Source organism: Chitinophaga sp. NPDC101104 (assembly GCF_050277495.1).
Lineage (GTDB): Bacteria > Bacteroidota > Bacteroidia > Chitinophagales > Chitinophagaceae > Chitinophaga.
On sequence record NZ_JBNNSF010000004.1, the window covers coordinates 101100 to 122906 of the forward strand.

Genomic DNA, 21807 nt, shown 5'->3' on the forward strand with positions numbered 1-21807 from the left:
AAGCCCTGCTTTCGTTCAATATCCCATTCAGATCAATCTTACGCTCAAGTCTAATTTACGGAGAATTTGGGTTCGGGGAATGAAAAACCCGGTGGATTTTTTCCACCGGGCGGGTATTTTATGTGGATACGGATCATGCGAGCATGGGCACGTCCATCAGCAGCAGCTGCGCATCTTCGGATGTTGTAACATCGAGTTGGGCGTAGTCTTCCACCGCAATGGCGTCGCGCGGGGACAGGGTTTCGCCGCCGGCCGAAACGGTGCCGCTGATGACGAACAAGTAAAGGCCGTTTCCTTCTTTTTTGGGGGAATAGCTGAAAGTCTGCCCTTTATCGAAGTTCCCCAGCGAGAACCAGGCATCCTGGTTCATGGGGAGGCCTTCTCCCGTTCCCTCGGGCGAAACCACTACCTGCAGGCGGTTGTGCCGGTCTGCGGGGTCGAAGGTTTGCTGGCCGTAGCGCGGGGCAACGTCGCGTTTTTTCGGGAAAAGCCAGATCTGGAGGAATTTCACAGGATCGGTTTTGCTGGCGTTGAACTCGGAGTGCTCCACGCCGGTGCCCGCGCTCATGATCTGGACGTCGTTAAGATTGATGATCTCGTGGCGGCCCGTGGTGTCGCGGTGCTCGAGGGCGCCGCTCAGCGGGATGCTCACGATCTCCATATTATCGTGCGGATGCGCCCCGAAGCCCATGCCGCCTTTCACGGTATCGTCGTTCAGCACGCGCAACGCGCCGAAATGGATGCGCCCGGGATTGTAGTACCCGGCGAAACTGAAAGTGTGGCTGGATTGCAGCCAGCCGTGATTGGCGAAGCCGCGGGAATCTGCACGGTGGATGGTCGTTTTCATATCTTCATTCTCCTTTTTCTTTCTGCAAATTTCCGAAAAAACACGCCCCGCGGCAATGGACGCGATGGCGCAAAAGGTGGACTATTTTTCCCCGGAAAAGAAAGCCGGGCGCAGTTTTCACAACCACGCCCGGCTATTCGGCAAGATGTAACGGAAACGCTTATACGAGTTTCGCTTCCATCGTGATGTTGGTGTTGAGCAGTTTGGAAATCGGGCAGTTCGCTTTTGCGTCTTCCGCGAATTCCTGGAACTTGGCTTCGTCCAGGCCGGGCACGCTCGCCGTTACGGTGAGGTGGATGCCGGGGATGGCGCCGCCTTCGAAGGTTACGGCCGCTTTGGTGTCGATGTTGCCGGGAGTGAAACCTGCGCCGGAGATCACGAAGCTGAGCTTCATGGTGAAGCAGCCTGCATGCGCGGCGGCGATCAGCTCTTCGGGGTTGGTACCGATACCGGATTCAAAACGGCTGAGGTAGGAATATTGGGTATCTTTCAGCACGCCGGAGTCGGTAGTTACGGTGCCATTGCCTTCTTTACCAGTGCCTTTCCAGTTTGCGGTTGCGGATCTTTTCATTTTGATGAGTTTATTTAGGGTGAAATGTTTCGCCAGGGACTAAAATTAAGGAATCCAGATTAAAAAAACCGGGCGAATTGCTCCGCCCGGTTTACCTAAACCCCCAAACAACCTGTATGTTACACTAATTCCACGAAATCTTCCAGGGGCTTTCTCACTTTCTTCGCATGCTGCATACCGTCTTCTTCCGCGCGGAATCCAATCGCCGCTACTACTACCGTGCGCAGGTTCTTTCCTTTCAGTCCTAAAATCTCATCGTATGCAGCCGCATCGAACCCTTCCATGGGGCAGGCGTCTATACCTTCTACCGCACTGGCCGTCAGCAGGGTGCCCAGGGCCAGGTAGGCCTGTTTGGACGTCCACACCGCGGCGGCATCTTCACTGAGGCGGCTCACCGTGCCCTTCATGACATTCTCAAATCCTTCCAGTTCGTTCCGCTGCAGATTCCGGGCGCCCGCAATGCGATCGATGTAATTATTCACATGATCGTCTTTCAATTCGTCGTACCTGGCAAAGATCACAAGATGCGACGCGTCCGTTATCTGCGGCTGGTTCCAGGATACGGCTTTCAGCGCTTCCCGCACCGCGGGGTCTTTCACCACGATCACCTTGTAAGGTTGCAGGCCGTAGCTGGATGCAGACAGCCGGGTAGCCTCAAGGACCCTTTCCAACTGCGCTGCATTCAATTTCTTCGTAGGATCGAACTTTTTAACGGCATAACGCCAGTTCAGTTTCTCGAGGATATCCATCGTCAGTTCCTTTATATTTTAATTATGCTTGTTTGATGATTTGCACCGCAGCGATCAGGCGAACTTCGTCGCTCACCACCAGTCCGCCGGCCTCTGTAGTAGCCGACCAGGACAGACCGAAATCTTTACGGTTGATTTTGCCGGTCAGCTCGAAACCTGCTTTGGTCTGGCCATACGGGTCGATCGTGATACCGGAATATTCTACGTTCAGGGCCACCGGTTTGGTAACGCCACGGATGCTCAGGTCGCCTTTCAGGACGAAGGAGTCCGCATCGATTTTTTCAACGCCGGTAGACGTGAAGGTCAGTTTCGGGTGATTGGGCGCATCGAAGAAGTCGGGGCTCTTCAGGTGCTCGTCGCGCTGCGAGTTCTTGGTGCTGATGCTGTTCACATCGGCTTCGAAGCTGATGACAGCATCGGTAAAGTCGTCTTTGGTAGCGGTCACCGTACCGTCGAACTGTGCGAAGTGGCCGGTTACGTTGGTGATCATGAGGTGTTTTACTTTGAATTCAACTTCGCTGTGCGCGGGGTCAATTTTCCAGGTTGCCATTGTGTTTAAATTTTTAAGTTGTTGATGAATGATAAGTTCAGGTTCAGCAATTGTTGTTAGTTCAGCCGGCCCATTTTACCGTTGTTATAATCGTCGATCGCAGTGATGATCTCTTCTTTGTTGTTCATGACGAACGGACCGTAAGCGAAGATGGATTCGCGGATGGGCTCGCCGTTCAACACGAGCAACGTTGTGTCTTCTTCCGCTTTTAACGTGATCGTTTCCCCGGCTTGTTCGAATACCGCGATCTCTACTGCTTTGGCGGCATGCGTTCCGTTGATGGTTACGGCACCTTTCAGGACGACGATGCCGGTATTAAAACCGTCGGGCAGTGTGAGGGTGGTTTCCGTTCCGGCGGTCAGCCTTATATCGAACAAGTTGATGGGCGTAAAGGTTTTTGCGGGACCGTTAACGCTGTCTAAATTCCCTGCGATAACGCGGGCGTAGCTGCCGTTGCCGAGGTCTGCCACGGGGATGTCGGCGTTTACGATCGACTGGTACCCGGGTTTGTCCATTTTATGGGCTTTGGGCAGGTTTACCCAGAGCTGCGCCATTTCGAGGATGCCGCCGTTGCGGGTGAACTCGCTTTCGTGTTTTTCTTCGTGGACGACGCCCGAAGCGGCGGTCATCCATTGCACATCGCCGGGGCCGATTTTGCCGCTGTTGCCGCCGGAGTCCCGGTGCTCGAGGGCGCCCTGGTAGGCGATGGTCACGGTTTCGAACCCCCTGTGCGGGTGCTCTTCCACACCGCGCGGCGTTTCCGAAGGCGCGAAGTAGTGAGGGGCCGCATAATCCAGCAGGAAAAACGGGCTCAACTGCTTGCCGATCATCTTGTTGCCGCCGGGGAAAAGGTTCTGGACCCTAAACCCGTCGCCAACCATGTGCGGCTGCGCGCCTTGATAAACATGTGCTACTTGCTTGGTGGTGTGTGTCATATTGCCTCCTTTAAAAGACAACACAAAATTACATGTTGCAACATCTATTTGAAATGGATAGAATGATGTAATCGGTGGACTTTTTTCGACCAAATCATATCTATCTAAAAATCAATGCTTTACGAAAAAGAACTACGCTTTTGCAAGTTCCTTGAATTCCGACGGAGTTTGGTTGGTGTATTTCTTGAAAAAGCGGGAGAAATAGTGGGGATCTTCGAACCCCAGGGCGTAGGCGATCTCTTTGGCGGTCAGATCGGTATTATAAAGATACCGCTGCGCTTCGAGGATGACGCGGTTGCGGATGTGCTCGCCGGCGGTGATGCCAGAAAGTTGTTTGCTGATCTCGTTGAGCAGCACGGGTTTGATATGGAGTTGCGCGGCATAGTCGCTCACGTTCTTCAGCTCTTTGTACCGTTGTTCGATGAGCCCTTTGAACGTCATGAACAGGGCGCTGTTGTGTTTCGATTGGTATTCCGGCGTGAGGGAAACGGGTTTGGGCGCGTTCCTGCTGGCGATGATGAGAAAGTATTGCAGCAGGTTGCGGAATGCGGAATGGAAATTGGCACGGCGGGAAGTCACTTCTTCTTCCATCCGCTGGATCATCCAGTCGATTTCCTTTTCCACTTCGGGATCGGTGATGGGCACCACGGAACTGAACGCATCGTTCACGAAAAGCCCGTTCTTAACGGGATCCATGTCCGAAGAGCCGGCCGGGCACATCATACAGTTATGGAAAGCGATCATGTAGCCGTCGATCTTTTCCGAAGATTTAAGCTGATGCACCTGCCCGGGCGCGAGGAAGAACAGGGTGTTCTTTTTCACGGTGTGGGTCACGGTGTCGATGGTATGGGTCAGCTCTCCTTTCTTGATCCAGTAGATCGTATAGAAATCATGGCGGTGCGGGGCTTCCTGGTGCTCGAAGAACACGGGCCCGAGGCTGCACAGGTGCGATACGCTGAATTCCTGCGGATCGTCGGACGCGCGGGCGTATTCGCCCAGGTTCACCACTTCGATATGTTCTTTCTTGCTTGCCATAATTCGCTAATCTTCAAAAACCACGGTTTCTTCTTCCGGGCGGTCGGCCGGGTCTACGTATTCGATGATAAAATTATTACGGCCTTCGCCCACCATGATGGAAAGGTATTTGGCCTGCACCAGTTCCAGCATGCCGAGGAACAGGAAGATGGCATGGACGCGGTCTTTGCAATGGTCGAACATCTTTTCGAAAGCCATCGTCCTTTCCCCGCGCGCCAGGTCCAACATGTATTCGCGGCTGCCTTCCATGGTATAGTCGTATTTGTATACCACGTGCTGCGGCTTGTTGCTGCGCTCTTTGACGCGTTGCATCACCTTCTCGAAGGTTTTGGTCAGCTTGAAAAGCGTGAGCGTCTGCACTTCGGAGCCTTCGCTCGTCAGTTCCCCGATTTCCGCCAGCTCTTTCTGGATGTTGCCGCGCTTCATCGCCAGCATACGGTCTGCCTCCTTCTCGGCCAGCTCCACCGCCGCGGCTTTGTAACGCTTGTATTCGAGGATCTTGTCTACCAGCTCCTGCCGCGGGTCAATTTCATTACCTGCCGCATCCACCTCCTTGCGCGGCAACAGCATTTTCGCCTTGATCCGCATCAGCGTGGAAATGAACAGGATGAATTCGCTCGCCAGCTCGATGTTGAGCTGCTCCATATGGTGGATATAGTCCAGGAAGTCGTTCGTCAGCTTCGTAATCGGAATATTGTATATGTCCAGCTCGTCGCGTTCGATGAAAAACAGCAACAGGTCGAAGGGGCCTTCGAACTCGGGGAGACTGATTTTGTAAATATTCTGGTCACTCATAATTAAACAATAAAACCTGCCGGGAAGTACCGACAGGTTTATCAAAAATAACAAAAATCCGGGAGATCAGAACTTGGCCGTCAGCCCCACCCCCAATGTCTGCTTTATCTGCAGCCTGGGGCCCATGACGCCGGTTTCCTTGTTCTCGAAAACCCGCACATCATCGTCGTAAATCATGTCCCAGGAAATATTGGCGCTAATCAACTTATTGACTTTCAATGCGATAACGTTCGTCCAGAACACGTCGATGTTACCGGGATTGTGTTTGTAGTTGGAAAACAGCTCCAGTTTCGACTTATACGTCATGTTCTTGGCGAACTCCTTATTATAATTGGCGGTAACATAGGCGCCGAACTCGCTTTTCACGTGTTTGCCGGTATCTACGCCGTAAGCCCCTTTATCTGCCAGAAACTGGTCTCTCACCACGATCCATCTGCCGGTGAACGGCGACATGAACAGCGAAAAATCCTTGTTGGGCATCCAGTCTATACCGGGCGACAGCACGATGTAAGCCGGCGCGAAGAAGGTAGACGTGAATTCCCGGGTGGAATCCGTCGGGTAGATGTAACCGTCGGTCAGCTGGGTGCGGAGGTTGAAGAGCCCGCTCAGGTACCAGTTCCGGCCGATATCGTATCCGTATTTGGAGGTGAGGTCGAACCGGTCGTCGCTCTTCCGGTTGCCGAGGCTGGTGGTGTTTACATAGCCGTAGGCAAGGTCGAGGTTGTTATCCCAGGAGTGGCGGCCTTTTTTATAGTTCGCGAAAACATTGAAAGTACCCAGGAGGGAGAGCGAAAGCTTGTCGCCGCCCGCTGCCCAGTTGGAAAGCGAGCCCTGGTTGAAGGTGAGCCCGAAAGATCCGCCCTTGAACCAAAGCCGGCCGGTGGTGTCTTTTTCGGCGGTTTTGATGCCTTTGGCGGATTCTTCCCGCAATTTCTTGAATGATTGGTCTTGCGCATGGAGGGCGCCGCCACAGAGGATCAGGGCCAGGAGGAAACAGGAAAAATGCTTCATGGTTACTGTCGGTTGAATACAATTACAGGAACGGTTGACCGGAAAGTACCGGTCAACCGTCTATTTTACTGAAATAAGATTATTGTTTTTTGAGCTCGTCGCGGATTTCCATGAGGAGCTGTTCGGTAGGCGTAGGGCCTGCGGGAGCGGGGGCTTCTTCGGGTTTCTTCATGCGGTTGATCGCTTTGATGACGAGGAAGAGAACGAACGCCACCACAATGAATTCTACGATAGCCTGGATACATAAGCCATACATGATTTTGGCCGATCCAACTTCTATCGCGAGCGATTTGAAATCGAAACCACCGATAAGTACACCTACAATGGGCATAATGATCGAATCCACAATGGCGCCAACGATCTTGTTAAATGCGGCGCCGATAACAACACCGACAGCCAGATCGATTACGTTCCCCTTCATGGCGAAGGCTTTGAATTCACCTAAAAAAGACATACACAAGGTTTTTGAAGGTTAAGAAAGGGTTGAAATCCAGTGCAATTTTACAGAATTATGGTTTGACATCCTCATTATTTTTGACTTTCGGCAACTTCGGGAACTTCATTTTGAGGGACTTCAGTGTATCCCTCACCGTTTTGGCGATGTAGTATTCCTTGTACCAGTTATGATCGGCGGGCACGATGTGCCAGGGGATTTTATTGCAATACCTGAACACGTCTTCATATGCTTTCTGGTACTTTTTGAACAGTTTCGCTTCGGCGAAGTCCTTCTCGTTGTACTTCCACATCTTCCGCGGGTCCTGCGTCCGCTCTTCGAGCCGGGCCATCTGCGCTTCCGATGAAACGTGGAGGTAGAATTTGAGGATGTGCGTGCTGTTATGGTCGCGGAGGAGTTTTTCGAAATCGTTGATGGCGGTGTATCGTTTGGCGATCACGTCATCGTCCACCCATTTATGTACGCGCTGCACGAGCACATCTTCATAATGCGACCTGTTGAACACTTGGATCGTTCCCTTTCCCGGCGCGTGCTGGTGGATGCGCCAGAGGAAGTCGTGGTCCATCTCCTGCGCCGTGGGCGCCTTGAAAGGCGTAACTACCACGCCCATGGGGTTCATGGTGCCGAAAACGTCGCGGACCACGCCGTCTTTCCCGCTGGCGTCCATTCCCTGGAGCACCACGAGCAGGCTGTGCTTGTGCTCGGCGTACAGGAGGTTTTGCAATTCGTCGAGGTCTTTGAGGATGGTTGGCATTTCCTCCTTGATTTGCTCCTTGACAAATTTTTTCGGAGCGGTAGTTGGGATGTCGGCTAGTTTGATGGATGGCATATCTCTGTTTTTTCTTAATATACTTTAACATCGGCACAATTCGGAATCGGTACCTTTGCTGCACTATGGACCAACGCGTATTGAACTGGGGGATCTTCCTCCTGCTATCGCTGACCTGGGGCAGCTCGTTCATCCTCATGAAACTGGGACTGGCCTCGTTTTCCCCCTACCAGGTGGCCAGCATCCGGCTGATATCGGCCGGGGTGGCCCTGTTACCGTTTTTCTTCCGGTTCATCCGGCAAACGCCCGCATCCAAAATACCCGTGATCATTATGTCCGGTTTATTAGGTAACGGAATTCCGGCGTATTTGTTCTGTATCGCGGAAACGCGGATAGACAGTTCGCTGGCCGGCATGCTGAATTCCTTCACGCCTGTGTTCGCCCTCATCTTCTCGCTCGTCCTCTTCCATTCGCCGGTTTTGAAGCGGCAGATACTGGGGCTGATGATCGGGTTCGTGGGCGTGATCCTCCTCTTTCTCGTGAAGGGTGTAGACGCCAATGCTTACTGGTATTACGGCTTCCTGGTGATCCTGGCCACGGCGTGTTACGGGCTCAACATCGCACTGGTGCATCACTATCTGAAAGAGTTCCAGAGCCTGCAGCTGGTTTCGATTTCCCTGTTTTTCATGGGGCTTTTCGCGTTGCCGGTATTGCTCCTGAGCGATTTCAGCGCCACTTTCCAGGCGGCAGAGCGGCCATGGATGAGCCTTGCGGCCAGCTGTACCCTGGGTTTGATCGGTACGGGCGTGGCGTCTCTCCTGTTTTACCAGCTGATCCGTTCCGCGGGTGCCATTTTCGCCAGTATGGTAACGTATGGGTTGCCGGTAGTGGCCATTGGATGGGGGTTCGTGGCCGGAGAAGCTATCAGCGGATGGCAGGTGCTCTGCCTGGGCGTGATCATGGGCGGGGTGTACCTCGTCAACCGGAAATAAATCCTTCCCGGCAGGCATAAAAAAAGAGACAGGCCGGAACCTGTCTCTTTTCAAATATCTGAAGCATGGCGGTCAGATGGCCATGATTTCTTTGTCTTTCTGTGCGCAATGCTTGTCTACCAGCACGATGTGCTTGTCCGTCAAATCCTGAACGCTGGCTTCCGCATCTTTGGCGGTGTCTTCGCTGAGACCGTCTTTCTGCAGTTTTTTGATGGCTTCGATGGCGTCGCGGCGGATGTTGCGCACGGCAACTTTGGCGTGTTCGCCCTCCCCGTTCACTTTTTTCACCAGTTCTTTACGGCGTTCTTCGGTCAGCGGGGGCAGGAAGAGGCGGATGATCAATCCGTCGTTCTGCGGGTTGAGACCGATATTGGAAGCGATGATCGCTCTTTCGATGGCTTGCAGCATGTTTTTCTCCCAGGGTTGAACGGTGAGGGTGCGGGCATCCGCAACGGATACGTTGGCAACCTGGTTGAGGGGGGTGGGTGCGCCGTAATAGTCTACCGTGATACCTTCGAGGATCACAGGATTGGCTTTACCGGCACGTATTCTCGTGAGCTCTGCTTCCAGGTGGGCAATTGCCTTCACCATGGAATCTTTCGCGTCGTCCAGGATTAAATTAAGTTCGTCTTGCATAAGAATATTTACTTAAAGTGCTTGCAAACCTACATGAAATCTTTTAATCGTCAAAGGGAAAGACGATGCGTTGGCAGTTGGCAAGCGGAGTGCGCCGGCTATTTGTCTTGCATGACGGACTCTGTAGGCACCCGCAAAATTTTGGATTTGGTGGTAGCGGGCTGCGGCTCTGCGGGCGCGGCTTCTGCGGCGGCGGCGAAGGCGATGGCGGCGGCGGCTTCCGAGGCGGCGATCTCTTTGCGGCGTTTCAGGTAGAAGAGGACGGAGGTGCCCCCCAGTGCCAGGCTCCCGACGAGGAACAGCAGCACCGTGGTGCCGAGGCTTTGCAGGTTATAGGCGAGGAGAATGAAACCGATGTTGGACACCACGGCGATACCGGTAGCCTGGCGATGGTTCAGCCCCAGGGCCAGCATGTAGTGGTGGATGTGGTGGCGGTCGGCCGTGAAGGGGCTACGGCCGCGGGCCATACGGATGGTGAATACCCGGAGCGTGTCGAACAGGGGAATGATCAGCACGGCGAAAGCGATAGCCGGAACTGCCTGCAGGGGAACTGCACTGGCGGGGTTGCCGGCCACGTCGATGAATTTAACGATGAGCGTCGCGTTCACGAGGCCGACCAGCAGGGAGCCGGTGTCGCCCATGAAGATGCGCGCGGGAGATACATTGTAGATGAGGAACGCGGCGAGGCCTGCAGCCAGGGAGAAGCCCATCACGGCATACAGCATTTCGTGCGCGAAAAGGAAGTAAGCGCCCAGCACGGCAGACACAACCAGCCCGATGCTGCCCGCCAGCCCGTCGATCCCGTCGATCAGGTTAAAGGCGTTGATGACTACTATAAAGGTGAAATACGTAAGGAGAAGGCTGAAGTGGAAAGGAAGCTCGCCGATCCCCAGGAAGCCGTACATATTGGAAATATGCAGGTTGCCCAGGTAAATGATGGCAAAAGCCGCCACAAGCTGGCCTACCAGTTTCTTAACGGGAGACAGGCCGACCAGGTCGTCCTTCATGCCCACGAAAAAAATTACGAAGAAAGCGGCCAGCAAGTATTGCAAGGGGAAATTCTCCTTGGCCGGTACACATACGGCAGAAGCCAGTATGAACCCGGCAAAGAATCCCAGGCCACCTAATGTGGGGATTCGTACTTTATGCGATTTGCGCTCGTCCGGTTCGTCATATAGATGCTTCAGTTCTGCTACCCGGATCAACACCGGGATCGCAAAGTAGGTTATAACGAAACTCAGGATAGTTGCGATAATTACATTCTCCATACGGGGGGTTGTGGTGCAAAGATATTGAATTCAGTGAAATGTGTATCAAGAAATTTTGAGGCCCGACTTCCCCCCTTTTTTAAAAATTCAGATAATCACTGAAAAAGCGGGGAATTTCTTATTACTTTTGCGAAGCTAAAAACGCCAATTATCATGCCAGAACTGAAAGATATAGCCACACAGATCAGGCGGGACATCGTAAGGATGGTGCACGCCGTACAAAGCGGCCACCCCGGCGGTTCGCTCGGTTGCACCGACTTTTTCACGGCCCTGTATTTCAAGGTCATGGAACATCAGCCCGTGCCCTTCGAGATGGACGGTAAAAACCAGGACCTGTTTTTCCTTTCCAACGGTCACATTTCGCCCGTCTTCTACAGCGCCCTCGCCCGCTCCGGGTACTTCCCGGTGCCCGAACTGGCTACTTTCCGCAAGCTGGACAGCCGCCTCCAGGGCCACCCCACTACCCACGAACACCTCCCCGGTATCCGCGTAGCGTCCGGTTCCCTCGGCCAGGGCCTCAGCGTTGCCTGCGGCGCCGCCCTCACCAAAAAACTGAACAACGACCATAAAGTCGTTTATTCACTCCATGGCGACGGCGAGCTCCAGGAAGGCCAGAACTGGGAAGCCATCATGTTCGCCGCCCACCACAAAATCGATAACCTCATCGCCACCGTTGACTATAACGGCCAGCAGATCGACGGCCCCACCGATAAAGTAATGAGCCTCGGCGACCTCGAAGCCAAATTCCACGCCTTCGGCTGGAGGGTCCTCTCCATGAACGGCAACGATATGGACGACGTGGTAGCTACCCTCCAGAAAGCCAAAAGCCTCACCGGAAAAGCGCAACCCATCGTCATCCTCATGACCACCGTTATGGGCGCCGGCGTCGACTTTATGATGGGCTCGCACGAATGGCATGGCATCGCTCCGAACGACGAGCAGCTGGCCAAAGCACTCGCCCAGTTGCCCGAGACCCTCGGCGACTACTAATAGTTTTTTACCATCCGAAAAATAGGAAAGCGTACCCTTCGGGTACGCTTTTTTTATGGGCTTGCGTTGGCGCAATATCGTATGAAAGTATGTTAAAGTGACAAATCAGGTCGCTTTCAATGAAATCACCTGCCGTGCCGCACGGTGGGCCGGGTACCAGCTCGCCAGGGTTCCGATCACCACGATCGTTACCGCCACCAGCAGGAAATCGTTCAGGTGCATTTCAACCGGATAGGCGTCTATGAGGAAAGTACCGCCGCCGAGCTTCACCAGGCCGAAGTATTGCTGCACCAGGCAAATGATAATGGCCAGCCCGAACCCGACTACCGTACCCGAGCCCGCGATCATCAGCCCCTCGGCCAGAAATATCCTCCGGATGGTGGCGGTCCTGGCGCCCATGGCTTTGAGGATCGTAATGTCTTTCTGCTTTTCTATCACGAGCATCGACAGCGAACCGATCATATTGAACGCGGCGATAACGAGGATGAAACTGAGGAACACGTACGTCAGCCATTTTTCCACCATCATTACATTATATATGGTAGCGTGCTGCTCCATGCGCGTCTGGATCTGCACCCCTTCGCCCAGGAGCGCCTGCAGCGCCCGCTTGACCTTTCGCTCTCCCGCACCCGGCGCCATGGCCACTTCGATGGCCGAGACCTCGCCCGGTTGCATATCGAGCATCCGGCGGAGGAACCCGATGTCCACCAACACGTATTTACTGTCGAATTCCTGTTGTATCGCGAATGAGCCCGCCGGGTACGCGGTACCGGAAACGACCGACTGGTCGGGCATCAGCGGGTTGAACGCGGCATCGTCGCGCCGCGGCATGTAAACGGTGATGGGCACACGGCTTTTCTCCACATCGAGCCCGAGCGACATTTCCACGCCAAGGCCCAATACGGCCTGCGGCCCCGTTTCATCTTTGAGGCTGTATTCACCGCTCACCAGTTTGTCTTGCACATGCGCCACTTTGGTAAAATCATCGTCCACACCTTTCACCACCGCAATGGTTTGCTTGGTGCCGTTGCGTACGACCGCTTTTTCTTCGACGGTAGACGAAATGCTTGCCACACCGGGCACGGCGGCGATCTGTTTCAGCTGGTCTGCGGTGAGCACGAAGGTTTTGCCGCTGTCAGGGACAATGCGGAAATCGGGATAAAAAGATGAGTACAATGATTTGACGAGCCCCGTAAAGCCGTTGAACACGCTGAGGACGGTGATGAGCGCGGCGGTGCCGACGGCGATGGCGCCCACGCTCACCCATGCGATGATATTGATCGCCGTGGTGGATTTTCGGGCGCGGAAATATCGTGCAGCGAATTGCCAGATCATGCGAAAAGATGGGCGGGATTAGGGTTTCTGCTTTTTATCGTCTTCGTTGATCTTTTTGAACAGTTCTTCCATTTTGAAAACATGATCGAGCGTATCGTCCAGGAAGAAAGTCAGTTCCGGCACGCGGCGCAATTGCTTCGCGACGCGGTTGCCAAGGTCGCGGCGGATCTCGCCCATGCGCTCGTTCATCCGCGCCAGCATTTCAACCGGTGCTTTGATCTGGAACATGCTCAGGTAGACGCGCGCTTCCAGCAAATCCGGCGTCATCTTAACAGAAGAAATGGAGATCATGCCGCCTTCCGTCACGTTGAAGCCCATGCGATTGAAAATATCGCTGAGCTCTTCCTGCACCAGCTGTCCTACCTGCTTTTGTCTTTTAGTTTCTTGCATATATACACCGTTTAAGCTGAACCATCCAGGCTCCTAAAGCGTGAAGTAACGTAAAATTAGCCTTTTTTGGCGGTTCCCGCGCCATACGTAGCGCCATTGTGGTATCATTTTTGGGGCAAGAGGCTGCCAAAAGGCACTGTAATTGTTCACAAAAACCATTATTGACGCCTATGATCTCCGTAGTCATTCCTGTGCTCAACGAGGGCGCAACGATCAGACAGGTCATCAAGACCATCAAAAAAACATCCCGACCTATCGACATTATCGTAGTTGACGACAACTCCACCGATAATACCGTAGACGAAGCCCTGAAGGAACGGGTGCGCGTCATTACCAGCAGCCAGCGCGGGAAAGGGATTTCCATGCGCGAAGGCATGATGGCCGCGAAACATGATATCATCATGTATGTGGACGGCGACATTCTCACCTATCCGGACGGCCTGGTGGAGATGTTGACCGACGCAATCGTGAACGACGAAGCAGATTTCACCAAATCGTATTTCGAACGGCAGGCAGGCCGCGTAACGCAGCTGGTGGCCAAGCCACTGTTGAGCATCCTCTTCCCCGAGCTCGCGCATTTCAACCAGCCGCTGAGCGGGATGATCGCCGCGCGGAAAGAGATGCTGCAGCAGGTCCATTTCGAGAACGACTATGGCGTGGACATCGGGTTGCTGATAGACATGCACCTGATGGGCGCGCGCATCCGCGAAGTGAACATCGGCAGGCTCGAGAATGCGATGCAGACCTGGGAACAGCTGAGTAAAATGAGCCGTGAAGTGAGCCGTACCATTCTGAAGAAAGCGGAAAGCATTCCCCAGCAGAACCTCGAAACGCTGGGCAACATCAACATTATCCGCGAGCAGATGGAATATTCGATCCTCGAGTCCATCGACAAGCTGCAGAAGATGGTGATCTTCAATCTCGACGAAACGATCTTCCGCGAAAACTACCTGTATTCCGCCGCAGTGGCCTTTGAGCAGGAGGAGTCGCTCGTGCAGGTGCTGCAACATTATACCGATCCGTTATCGGTGCTCACGCGCAGCGCGGCGCTCTTCCAGGGCAGGAACCTGGCGGAACTGCTGGAGGTGGCGGACAGTATTCCGGTAACGCCGGACATCCGCCATGTCATCCGCGAACTGAAGCGCCGCGGGTATATCTGTGGCTTGATCACGGACGGGTTCGAATGTGTGGCCAACCACATGAAAAACAAGCTGGGCGCTGATTTCGCATTTGCCAACAGGCTGCACCTGGTGCATAGCGTGGCCACCGGCGAGATCACGGTGCCGGATTATTTCATCTCCGGGAAGAACGGCAGTGCGCAGTATTGCAAGAGCAATATCCTGCGGTACATTTCCGACAAATACCACATCCAGTCGCAGAACATTATTTACGTCGGCAACGGCGAGACCGATGGCGATCTGTTGCAGGATGCGGGTATTGGTGTGGCGTACCATCCACAATATGTAGAAACCGCGACGATGGCCGATAAGGTGATCGAAGACAATTGTATGGCGCCGTTGCTGGACATTGCGCAGGCGAGCCCGGACAAGGTGAATAAGCGTTGGCCGACGAAGAGCCAGGCGTTGAACATTGGATTGGGAGGTTTGGCGGCGCTGGCTACGGCGGGATTGGTGTACCTGGCTGCAAAGCAGGTGGGGAAAGCGTTTCGGCGGACGGACGATTGTGATGAGAAGGTGTTGAAGCCTGCATAGTAAAAAGCAAAAGGTATATAAACCACGAGCTCCTCCGTTCATTCGGAGGAGCTTTTTTTATCCTCCGATTTTCGGAGATATTCTCTTCCCACACTGAGATTTCCTCGCCCTTTTTCTCAGGTTATGGTTTTGTTGATCATTAGTTTCGTGTTGTTGATTTTGATGACGCTTATCATCATAACATGGGATTATTTTATCAGTGGGGGCCGTGATCTCGCGGCCCCGGATCCTTTTCCATTCAACTGCCTGTCCGGGCCAGGACATAGAATGAGTCGGGGTTACAGCAGCATGAAGTGGGGCCATTCTTTCAGAGGTCTTTCTGATTTTTGAATTGACAGCAACGATCGTCGTGATTTCGGGCAATATGTAGCAGACATTCCCATCCAACACAAAATGAATCGAAGTACAGCAACTGAACCGATGTATTCGTCGGTAAGGCAACCTATTTCATAAACTTAAAACTATTCAGTGTGGAACAAAAAGATCAAGTTATTTTATATCAGACAGAGGATGGGAAACTCACTATCGACGTTACTGTTGAAGAGGATACCGTATGGCTGACGCAACTTCAAATGACAACATTATTTGACAGTACACAGCAAAACATCAGTCAACACATTAACAACATCTACAAAACCAGGGAGCTCGAAAAGAAATCAACTCACAAGAAATCCTTGTTAGTTCAAAATGAAGGCAAACGGACGATTCAGAGGGCCACAGACTTATACTCACTCGACATGATCATATCGGTCGGTTACCGGGTAAAATCCAAACGTGGCACGGATTTCCGCATTTGGGCCAACAAAATCCTGAAGGAATATTTGTTGCAGGGATATGCGCTGAACGAACAGCGGCTCAACCGGCGAACACAGGATTTCATCACTTTAAAAAGTACGATTCAAATGATGGGAAAGCTGATGGAAACCCATCGGCTGACTTCGGAAGATGCAACTTCTCTTTTAGCGCTGCTGAAAGATTACTCGTATGCGCTGGATGTCCTGGATAAATATGATCACAGGGCAATGCCTGCTGAGCATACGACTGCTTCCCTGACATTCCACCCGAGCTACGAAGAAGCGAAGAAAGTAATCGATACCTTGAAAACGAGGTACAAGTCGAACGTCATGTTCGGCAATGAAAAAGACGAGTCGTTCCGAAGCTCGATTGCTGCTATCAACGCGACTTTTGATGGTATTCATTTATATCCCAGTATTGAGGAGAAAGCTGCGCACCTGTTATATTTTATCATCAAAAACCACTCATTCACAGATGGCAACAAGCGAATTGCTGCGTTTATGTTTGCCTGGTACATGGATAAAAACAACTGCCTGTACAAATCGGATGGTAGCAAACGGATCGCTGAAAATGCTTTGGTTGCGCTGACATTGATGATCGCAGAAAGCGATCCGCAGGATAAGGATTTGTTTATCCAGGTGGTAGTTAGTCTGATCAATGGTTGTAACTAAATAAGTTACGTTCGGCCAATGTTGTACTTCTTTGTGAAATCCGAACGATTAAAGATTCCTTAATAGTTCAAAATTGCAGAAGTTACTGTCACTATTCAGCAGGGGCAAACAAAAAGGCCGTCCTGAACGGACGGCCTTCCATTATTTTTTGCTTGACGGTTATTTGCTTTTGGCGAGTTTCGCTTCGATGCTGAGCGTTGCGTGCGGAACTGCTTTCAGGCGTGCTTTTTCGATAAGCTTGCCGGTTTCGCGGCAGATGCCGTAGGTTTTGTTTTCGATACGCACGAGGGCTTTCTCGAGGTGGTCGATGAACTGGATCTGGCGGCTTGCCATCTGGTTGAGCTGCTCGCGTTCCTGGGAACCGGAGCCGTCTTCCATGCTCATGTATTTGTTTTCGGTATCATCGGTGCCTGCTTCGTCTTTGCGGGTGATCAGGCCCTGGAGGAACACCAGTTCTTTCTTGGCGGCTTCCAGTTTTTTGAGGATGATTTCTTTGAACTCCTGCAACTCGGGATCGCTATAACGATATATCGGACCTGTGGGCGCTTCGGGTTGATCGAGCACGGATTTAGTGAACTCCGGCACGTATGTCACCGCTTTGGCGGAGGAAGAACGGGTGCTTCCGGCGGAGCGGGAAGTCGTTTTTCCAGCAGGTTTCTCAGCAACCCGTTTCGCAGGTTCTTCTGCTTTGGCCTTTTTAACCGGCTCTTTTTCTGATTTTTCCTGTTTGCTCTTTGCCATTATATCTACTTTTTCTACGGGTTTAGCAATAATCGGCCCAGTCTGCGCAACCGGGGTCTTGGCCGCCGGTGCTTTCTTGGTTTTGGGTGCAGGTACCGGCACCGCTTTCACGGTTACGGCCTTCACTGATTTTTTAACGGGAGCTTTCGCCACAACAGCGGGCTTTTTGGCAACAGGAGCAGGCTTAACTGCCGTCTTCTTCACCGGGGCCGCAGCTTTCTTGGCAACAGCAGCAGGCTTTTTAGCCGGCACTGCTTTCTTGGAAGAGGTTGCTTTTGAAGTAGTTACCTTCACAGCCGGTTTCTTGGCAGCAGCTTTCTTCGGAGCGGGCTTCACAACTTTCGCCGCGGGTTTCTTCGCTGCCGCCTTCTTCGGCGCAGCAGCCGGCTTCTTTTTGGCAGGCGCCGCTTTGGCTGCAGCCTTCTTAGGTGCCGCCGCTTTCTTCGCTACCGCTTTCTTCGCAGGAGCCGCCTTCTTGATAGTCTTACCAGCAACCTTCTTCTTTGTTGCCATGGGATTAGCTTTTTTTGTTAACTAATACGTTGAATTTAAATTCGTTAACTTCTACCTCCGTACCTTCCTGTAATTGCGGCACTATTTCCAAGCTATCTGCCAAAATTTCCGTGCAAATATAGTCATTAAAGTTCATTAACGCCGATTTCAAGGACGGAACGTCTGGTACTTTGACACTGATACGGTCGGTTAATTCAAAACCACTATCCTTCCGTATCTTCTGAATGCGGTTCACCAGCTCTCGCGCATTGCCCTCGTCCATTAATTCAGGTGAAATGGTGATATCCAGGGCCACGGTTAACATACCCTTGTTCGCTACTGTCCAGCCTGGAATATCTTCGGAAATGATGTCAACATCCGTCAAACCGATCGGAATGTGCTCATTATCAATACTCAAGCCAAATTCACCGGACTTCTCCAGCGAGGCAATGTCGTGCTGCGTCATTTCACCGATCGCATTTGCCACCGCCTTCATCCTGGCCCCCATCCGGGTACCGAGGGATTTGAAGTTCGGCTTAATCTTTTTCTTGATAAACCCTTCCGTTTCTGTAAGATACTCAATAGTTTTTACATTCACTTCACTTTTTATCAAGTGCTCCACCAGCGCGATCTGGTCTTTCATATGGGCATCCGTAACCGGGATCAGGATCTTCTGCAAAGGCTGCCTTACCTTAATATTGGTCTTCTTCCGAAGGCTGAGCGCCAGCGAAGAAATATCCTGCGCCAACTGCATCCTTTCCTCCAGTTCCGCATCCACCGCAGATTCGTCTACCGAAGGGAAATTGGACAGATGCACCGATGCCTCCGGACGTAAACCACTGACACTGTTCAGGTTACGATACATCCAGTCGGAGAAGAACGGTGAAACCGGCGCCATCAGCTGCGACACCTTCTCCAGGCATTCGTACAGCGTCTGGAACGCACAGATCTTATCATGTTCATATTCCCCTTTCCAGAACCGGCGGCGGCAAAGCCTTACGTACCAGTTGCTGAGGTGCTCGTCCACGAATTCCTGCACTGCGCGGCCCGCCTGCGTGGGCTCGAAATCGTCGAGGCTCTCCGTCACCCGATTCACGAGCGAATTCAGCACGGAAATGATCCAGCGGTCGATCTCGGGGCGGTCTGCCAGCGGAATGTACTGCTCCTGGAAACGGAAACCGTCCAGGTTCGCGTACATCGCAAAGAAGTTATAGGTGTTGTACAGGGTACCATACAGTTTGCGCTGTACTTCCTTGATACCCTCTACATTGAATTTCATGTTATCCCAGGGCGACGCATTGGTAATCATGTACCAACGGGTGGCATCTGCGCCATATTGGTCGATCGTCTGGAACGGGTCCACCACGTTGCCGAGGCGCTTGCTCATCTTATTGCCGTCTTTATCCAGCACCAAACCATTGGAAACCACGGTCTTATAAGCCACGCTATCAAACAGCATCACACCCAGCGTATGCAGGGTATAGAACCATCCCCGCGTCTGGTCCACGCCTTCGGCGATGAAATCCGCCGGGAAGGCGAGCCCTTTATCTATATTATCCTTGTTCTCGAACGGGTAATGCCATTGCGCATACGGCATGGCGCCCGAATCGAACCACACGTCTACCAGGTCCGGTTCCCGGTACATGGGCTTGCCCGTGGGGCTCACCAGCACGATGTCGTCCACATAAGGCTTATGCAGATCGAGGATACCGTCGTGCAGGTATTTTTTGTTCACATCTCCGCCTAGCACTTCATTGGCTTTCCGGATCCCTTCGTTCAGTTCGGCGATCGATCCGATGCAGATTTCCTCGGTACCGTCTTCCGAACGCCAGATCGGCAATGGTGTGCCCCAGTAGCGGCTACGGCTGAGGTTCCAGTCCACCATATTTTCCAGCCATTGGCCGAAACGGCCGGTGCCGGTGGCCGCCGGTTTCCACTTGATGGTTTTGTTCAGCTCCACCATCCGGTCTTTCATGGCCGTGGTGCGGATGAACCACGCGTCCAGGGGGTAATAGAGGACAGGTTTGTCCGTTCTCCAGCAGTGGGGATAGGTGTGTTCGTATTTTTCTACGCGGAAAGCGCGGTTTTCTTTCTTCAGTTTTACGGCGATATCTACGTCTACGTCCTTATAATCGGCTTCGTTGATGTAGTTTTTCACGTAACGGCCGGAGAATTCGCCGACATTATCGGTGAATTTGCCCTGGCGGTCTACCAGCGTGAGGATGCCGATGCCGTATTTTTTACCGACGCGATTATCGTCTGCACCGAACGCGGGCGCGGTATGCACGATGCCGGTACCGTCTTCGGTGGTCACGAAATCGCCCAGCAGCACGCGGAAGGGGTCGCCTTCTTCGGGCTGAGCGAACGGCAGCAGTTGCTCGTAACGGATGTTTTCGAGCTGGCGGCCTTTGAATTCGGCGATTACCTGCCAGGGGATGATTTTATCTTCCGGTTTCCAGGCGTTGAAGTCGCCGTTCAGTCCTTCGGCTTTGAAATATTTGCCGGCGAGGTCTTTGGCCACCACAACGTTGATGGGAAGGTGGGTGTAGGGGTTGAAGGATTTGATGAGTTGATAGTCAATGCTTTCGCCGACCGTGAGCCCGAGGTTGGACGGGAGGGTCCAGGGCGTGGTGGTCCAGGCGAGGAAAAACACTTCTTCCCCGGCGCCGGCGGCGTCGAAGAGGAATTGCGACTTATCGGAGGGCAGGGCTTTGAACATGGCCACTACCGTAGTGTCTTTTACGTCTTTATAAGTGCCGGGCATGTTCAGCTCCGCGGAGCTAAGGCCCGTGCCGGCGGCGGGGGAATACGGCTGGATGGAGACGCTTTTATAGAGCAGTCCTTTTTTATAGAGCTGCTGGAGGCACCACCAGAGGGTTTCGATATAATCGTTCTCGAAAGTGATGTAAGGGTGCTGAAGATCAACCCAATATCCCATTTTGCGGGTGAGCTCTTCCCAGACGTCTTTATATTTAAGTACTTCCTTGCGGCAGGTTTCGTTATATTCTTCGATGGAGATTTTTTTCCCGATGTCGACTTTCGTGATGCCCAGCATTTTTTCGACGCCGAGCTCTACGGGGAGGCCGTGGGTGTCCCAGCCGCTTTTGCGTTTTACCTGGTAGCCCTTCATGGTTTTGTAGCGGCAAACGAGGTCTTTAAGGGAGCGGGAAATCACGTGATGGATACCAGGGAGGCCGTTGGCGCTCGGGGGGCCTTCATAAAAAACGAAAGGGATGGCGCCGTCGCGGTTGGACACGCTTTTTTCGAAGATCTGGTGCTGTTCCCATTCCTTCCGGATTTCCTGTTCTATTTGCGGTAAATTCAGCTGGTTATATTCCTGATATTTGCTGGCCATATTCAATACCCCACCTGGTTGTTAATGAATGGATTTTAAAATTCTGCGAAGTTACGAAAATAGGCGGAGGATTCCCTGTGGGCCTGCCGCTCATAAAAAATAATGGAATTTTGAAAAAAATGACGGCAAAATTGGGTAATTTACAATAAACTGTACTTACTTTGCGTTTTTGGCAAGGTTTTGGTACTGAAAGAGAAGACCGTATAACAGAGAAAAACCATATCTTTTATGAAAAGAGTAACGTTACTTCTTTGCGCTGCTATCTTCACTTCCAGCATAGCGTTTTCGCAACAGAAATCCACCAAAAAATCCAAGACCACAGCTAAGAAAGTAGAGGCACCTGCGGCCGTAAAATCGGCATTTGAGCAAAATGCTCAGTATGCAGGCACTACAGACGCGGCCTGGGTGAAAACATCGGGCGGCAACTGGATCGCATCCTTTAGCAGGGACAGCGTTAAAACCGCAGTTGAGTATAACGCAGAAGGAGCCTGGGTGGCTACCCGCAGCGAATACCTGAACGGAGCTGTGCCCGAAACAGTTTTGGGAACTTTGAAGAACAAATATCCGTCCGCCGTTGTTAAAGAAGGGTGGAAAATCGAAAGAGCGGATGTTGCATCTTATTACAAAGTGAGCATCGAAGAAAATGGTGCTGCCAAAACGGTACTGATGAACGATGCTGGCACTATTGTTGATTAGTACTACTTACAACACATA

21 protein-coding genes are annotated in these 21807 nt (G+C 52.5%); 5 read left to right on the plus strand and 16 right to left on the minus strand.

Going from position 1 to position 21807, the window contains the following annotated elements; genetic code table 11:
• Positions 1–133: 133 nt before the first annotated feature.
• From ACQKLP_RS24180 to ACQKLP_RS24225, 10 genes are all read right to left on the minus strand, one after another.
• Positions 134–847 carry a pirin family protein gene (locus ACQKLP_RS24180; protein ID WP_427325633.1) on the minus strand — a complete coding sequence of 238 codons (714 nt, stop codon included), beginning with the start codon at positions 845–847 and terminating at the stop codon, positions 134–136.
• A gap of 160 nt (positions 848–1007) precedes the next feature.
• On the minus strand, positions 1008–1418 hold the full coding sequence (locus ACQKLP_RS24185; protein ID WP_427325634.1) for an OsmC family protein: 411 nt from the start codon (positions 1416–1418) through the stop codon (positions 1008–1010).
• 119 nt (positions 1419–1537) lie between these two features.
• Positions 1538–2167 (minus strand): NAD(P)H-dependent oxidoreductase, encoded by a 630-nt coding sequence (locus ACQKLP_RS24190; RefSeq protein ID WP_427325635.1) that lies wholly within the window; start codon positions 2165–2167, stop codon positions 1538–1540.
• Positions 2168–2189: 22 nt separating this feature from the next.
• Positions 2190–2717, minus strand: a complete 528-nt coding sequence (locus ACQKLP_RS24195; RefSeq protein ID WP_427325637.1) for a YceI family protein — start codon at positions 2715–2717, stop codon at positions 2190–2192.
• Positions 2718–2773: 56 nt separating this feature from the next.
• Positions 2774–3652 carry a pirin family protein gene (locus tag ACQKLP_RS24200; RefSeq protein ID WP_427325638.1) on the minus strand — a complete coding sequence of 293 codons (879 nt, stop codon included), beginning with the start codon at positions 3650–3652 and terminating at the stop codon, positions 2774–2776.
• Positions 3653–3784: 132 nt separating this feature from the next.
• Positions 3785–4687, minus strand: coding sequence for a helix-turn-helix domain-containing protein (locus tag ACQKLP_RS24205; protein ID WP_427325639.1), 903 nt, complete (start codon positions 4685–4687; stop codon positions 3785–3787).
• Positions 4688–4693: 6 nt separating this feature from the next.
• Positions 4694–5482, minus strand: a complete 789-nt coding sequence (locus ACQKLP_RS24210; RefSeq protein WP_427325640.1) for a segregation and condensation protein A — start codon at positions 5480–5482, stop codon at positions 4694–4696.
• 66 nt (positions 5483–5548) lie between these two features.
• Positions 5549–6493, minus strand: coding sequence for a DUF3078 domain-containing protein (locus ACQKLP_RS24215; RefSeq protein WP_427325642.1), 945 nt, complete (start codon positions 6491–6493; stop codon positions 5549–5551).
• Positions 6494–6572: 79 nt separating this feature from the next.
• The gene (gene mscL / locus ACQKLP_RS24220; RefSeq protein WP_427325644.1) at positions 6573–6947 is read right to left on the minus strand and encodes a large-conductance mechanosensitive channel protein MscL; all 375 of its coding nucleotides are present in this window, start codon (positions 6945–6947) and stop codon (positions 6573–6575) included.
• Between the two features lie 55 nt (positions 6948–7002).
• Entirely contained in the window at positions 7003–7776 is a 774-nt protein-coding gene (locus ACQKLP_RS24225; protein ID WP_427325645.1) for a PPK2 family polyphosphate kinase, read from the minus strand.
• 65 nt (positions 7777–7841) lie between these two features.
• On the opposite strand from ACQKLP_RS24225, the gene ACQKLP_RS24230 reads away from it, so the two are divergent.
• Positions 7842–8708 (plus strand): DMT family transporter, encoded by an 867-nt coding sequence (locus ACQKLP_RS24230; RefSeq protein WP_427325647.1) that lies wholly within the window; start codon positions 7842–7844, stop codon positions 8706–8708.
• Between the two features lie 72 nt (positions 8709–8780).
• Here ACQKLP_RS24230 and frr read toward each other — a convergent pair whose 3' ends face one another.
• Positions 8781–9344: a ribosome recycling factor gene (gene frr / locus ACQKLP_RS24235; protein WP_427325649.1), complete on the minus strand. Its 564-nt coding sequence runs from the start codon at positions 9342–9344 to the stop codon at positions 8781–8783.
• Positions 9345–9442: 98 nt separating this feature from the next.
• Positions 9443–10612 carry a glycosyltransferase family 4 protein gene (locus ACQKLP_RS24240; RefSeq protein ID WP_427325650.1) on the minus strand — a complete coding sequence of 390 codons (1170 nt, stop codon included), beginning with the start codon at positions 10610–10612 and terminating at the stop codon, positions 9443–9445.
• 153 nt (positions 10613–10765) lie between these two features.
• Here ACQKLP_RS24240 and ACQKLP_RS24245 point away from each other — a divergent pair, with 153 nt between their 5' ends.
• A complete protein-coding gene (locus ACQKLP_RS24245) occupies positions 10766–11602 on the plus strand; it encodes a transketolase (RefSeq protein ID WP_341841819.1) in 837 nt (278 codons plus the stop codon).
• A 105-nt stretch (positions 11603–11707) separates the two neighbouring features.
• On the opposite strand, the gene ACQKLP_RS24250 is transcribed toward ACQKLP_RS24245, so the two are convergent.
• Entirely contained in the window at positions 11708–12937 is a 1230-nt protein-coding gene (locus ACQKLP_RS24250; protein WP_341841820.1) for an FtsX-like permease family protein, read from the minus strand.
• Positions 12938–12955: 18 nt separating this feature from the next.
• Positions 12956–13327 (minus strand): 30S ribosome-binding factor RbfA, encoded by a 372-nt coding sequence (gene rbfA, locus ACQKLP_RS24255; RefSeq protein WP_341841821.1) that lies wholly within the window; start codon positions 13325–13327, stop codon positions 12956–12958.
• A gap of 170 nt (positions 13328–13497) precedes the next feature.
• Here rbfA and ACQKLP_RS24260 point away from each other — a divergent pair, with 170 nt between their 5' ends.
• Together ACQKLP_RS24260 and rhuM are read left to right on the plus strand one after the other, a co-directional pair.
• Entirely contained in the window at positions 13498–15039 is a 1542-nt protein-coding gene (locus ACQKLP_RS24260; RefSeq protein ID WP_427325653.1) for a glycosyltransferase, read from the plus strand.
• Positions 15040–15509: 470 nt separating this feature from the next.
• Positions 15510–16505, plus strand: a complete 996-nt coding sequence (gene rhuM / locus ACQKLP_RS24265; protein ID WP_427325655.1) for a RhuM family protein — start codon at positions 15510–15512, stop codon at positions 16503–16505.
• A 159-nt stretch (positions 16506–16664) separates the two neighbouring features.
• Here rhuM and ACQKLP_RS24270 read toward each other — a convergent pair whose 3' ends face one another.
• Entirely contained in the window at positions 16665–17759 is a 1095-nt protein-coding gene (locus tag ACQKLP_RS24270; RefSeq protein WP_427325657.1) for a TraR/DksA C4-type zinc finger protein, read from the minus strand.
• 4 nt (positions 17760–17763) lie between these two features.
• Positions 17764–21093 (minus strand): isoleucine--tRNA ligase, encoded by a 3330-nt coding sequence (ileS, locus tag ACQKLP_RS24275; RefSeq protein ID WP_427325659.1) that lies wholly within the window; start codon positions 21091–21093, stop codon positions 17764–17766.
• Positions 21094–21321: 228 nt separating this feature from the next.
• Between ileS and ACQKLP_RS24280 the strand changes: the two genes are divergently transcribed.
• Entirely contained in the window at positions 21322–21789 is a 468-nt protein-coding gene (locus tag ACQKLP_RS24280; RefSeq protein WP_427325661.1) for a hypothetical protein, read from the plus strand.
• The last annotated feature ends 18 nt before the right edge of the window (positions 21790–21807 follow it).

Coding starts and splice junctions, on each gene's coding strand:
- ACQKLP_RS24180 (WP_427325633.1), bottom strand. CDS start 847: ATGAAAACGACCATCCACCGTGCAGATTCCCGCGGCTTCGCCAATCAC.
- ACQKLP_RS24185 (WP_427325634.1), bottom strand. CDS start 1,418: ATGAAAAGATCCGCAACCGCAAACTGGAAAGGCACTGGTAAAGAAGGC.
- ACQKLP_RS24190 (WP_427325635.1), bottom strand. CDS start 2,167: ATGGATATCCTCGAGAAACTGAACTGGCGTTATGCCGTTAAAAAGTTC.
- ACQKLP_RS24195 (WP_427325637.1), bottom strand. CDS start 2,717: ATGGCAACCTGGAAAATTGACCCCGCGCACAGCGAAGTTGAATTCAAA.
- ACQKLP_RS24200 (WP_427325638.1), bottom strand. CDS start 3,652: ATGACACACACCACCAAGCAAGTAGCACATGTTTATCAAGGCGCGCAG.
- ACQKLP_RS24205 (WP_427325639.1), bottom strand. CDS start 4,687: ATGGCAAGCAAGAAAGAACATATCGAAGTGGTGAACCTGGGCGAATAC.
- ACQKLP_RS24210 (WP_427325640.1), bottom strand. CDS start 5,482: ATGAGTGACCAGAATATTTACAAAATCAGTCTCCCCGAGTTCGAAGGC.
- ACQKLP_RS24215 (WP_427325642.1), bottom strand. CDS start 6,493: ATGAAGCATTTTTCCTGTTTCCTCCTGGCCCTGATCCTCTGTGGCGGC.
- mscL (WP_427325644.1), bottom strand. CDS start 6,947: ATGTCTTTTTTAGGTGAATTCAAAGCCTTCGCCATGAAGGGGAACGTA.
- ACQKLP_RS24225 (WP_427325645.1), bottom strand. CDS start 7,776: ATGCCATCCATCAAACTAGCCGACATCCCAACTACCGCTCCGAAAAAA.
- ACQKLP_RS24230 (WP_427325647.1), top strand. CDS start 7,842: ATGGACCAACGCGTATTGAACTGGGGGATCTTCCTCCTGCTATCGCTG.
- frr (WP_427325649.1), bottom strand. CDS start 9,344: ATGCAAGACGAACTTAATTTAATCCTGGACGACGCGAAAGATTCCATG.
- ACQKLP_RS24240 (WP_427325650.1), bottom strand. CDS start 10,612: ATGGAGAATGTAATTATCGCAACTATCCTGAGTTTCGTTATAACCTAC.
- ACQKLP_RS24245 (WP_341841819.1), top strand. CDS start 10,766: ATGCCAGAACTGAAAGATATAGCCACACAGATCAGGCGGGACATCGTA.
- ACQKLP_RS24250 (WP_341841820.1), bottom strand. CDS start 12,937: ATGATCTGGCAATTCGCTGCACGATATTTCCGCGCCCGAAAATCCACC.
- rbfA (WP_341841821.1), bottom strand. CDS start 13,327: ATGCAAGAAACTAAAAGACAAAAGCAGGTAGGACAGCTGGTGCAGGAA.
- ACQKLP_RS24260 (WP_427325653.1), top strand. CDS start 13,498: ATGATCTCCGTAGTCATTCCTGTGCTCAACGAGGGCGCAACGATCAGA.
- ACQKLP_RS24270 (WP_427325657.1), bottom strand. CDS start 17,759: ATGGCAACAAAGAAGAAGGTTGCTGGTAAGACTATCAAGAAGGCGGCT.
- ileS (WP_427325659.1), bottom strand. CDS start 21,093: ATGGCCAGCAAATATCAGGAATATAACCAGCTGAATTTACCGCAAATA.
- ACQKLP_RS24280 (WP_427325661.1), top strand. CDS start 21,322: ATGAAAAGAGTAACGTTACTTCTTTGCGCTGCTATCTTCACTTCCAGC.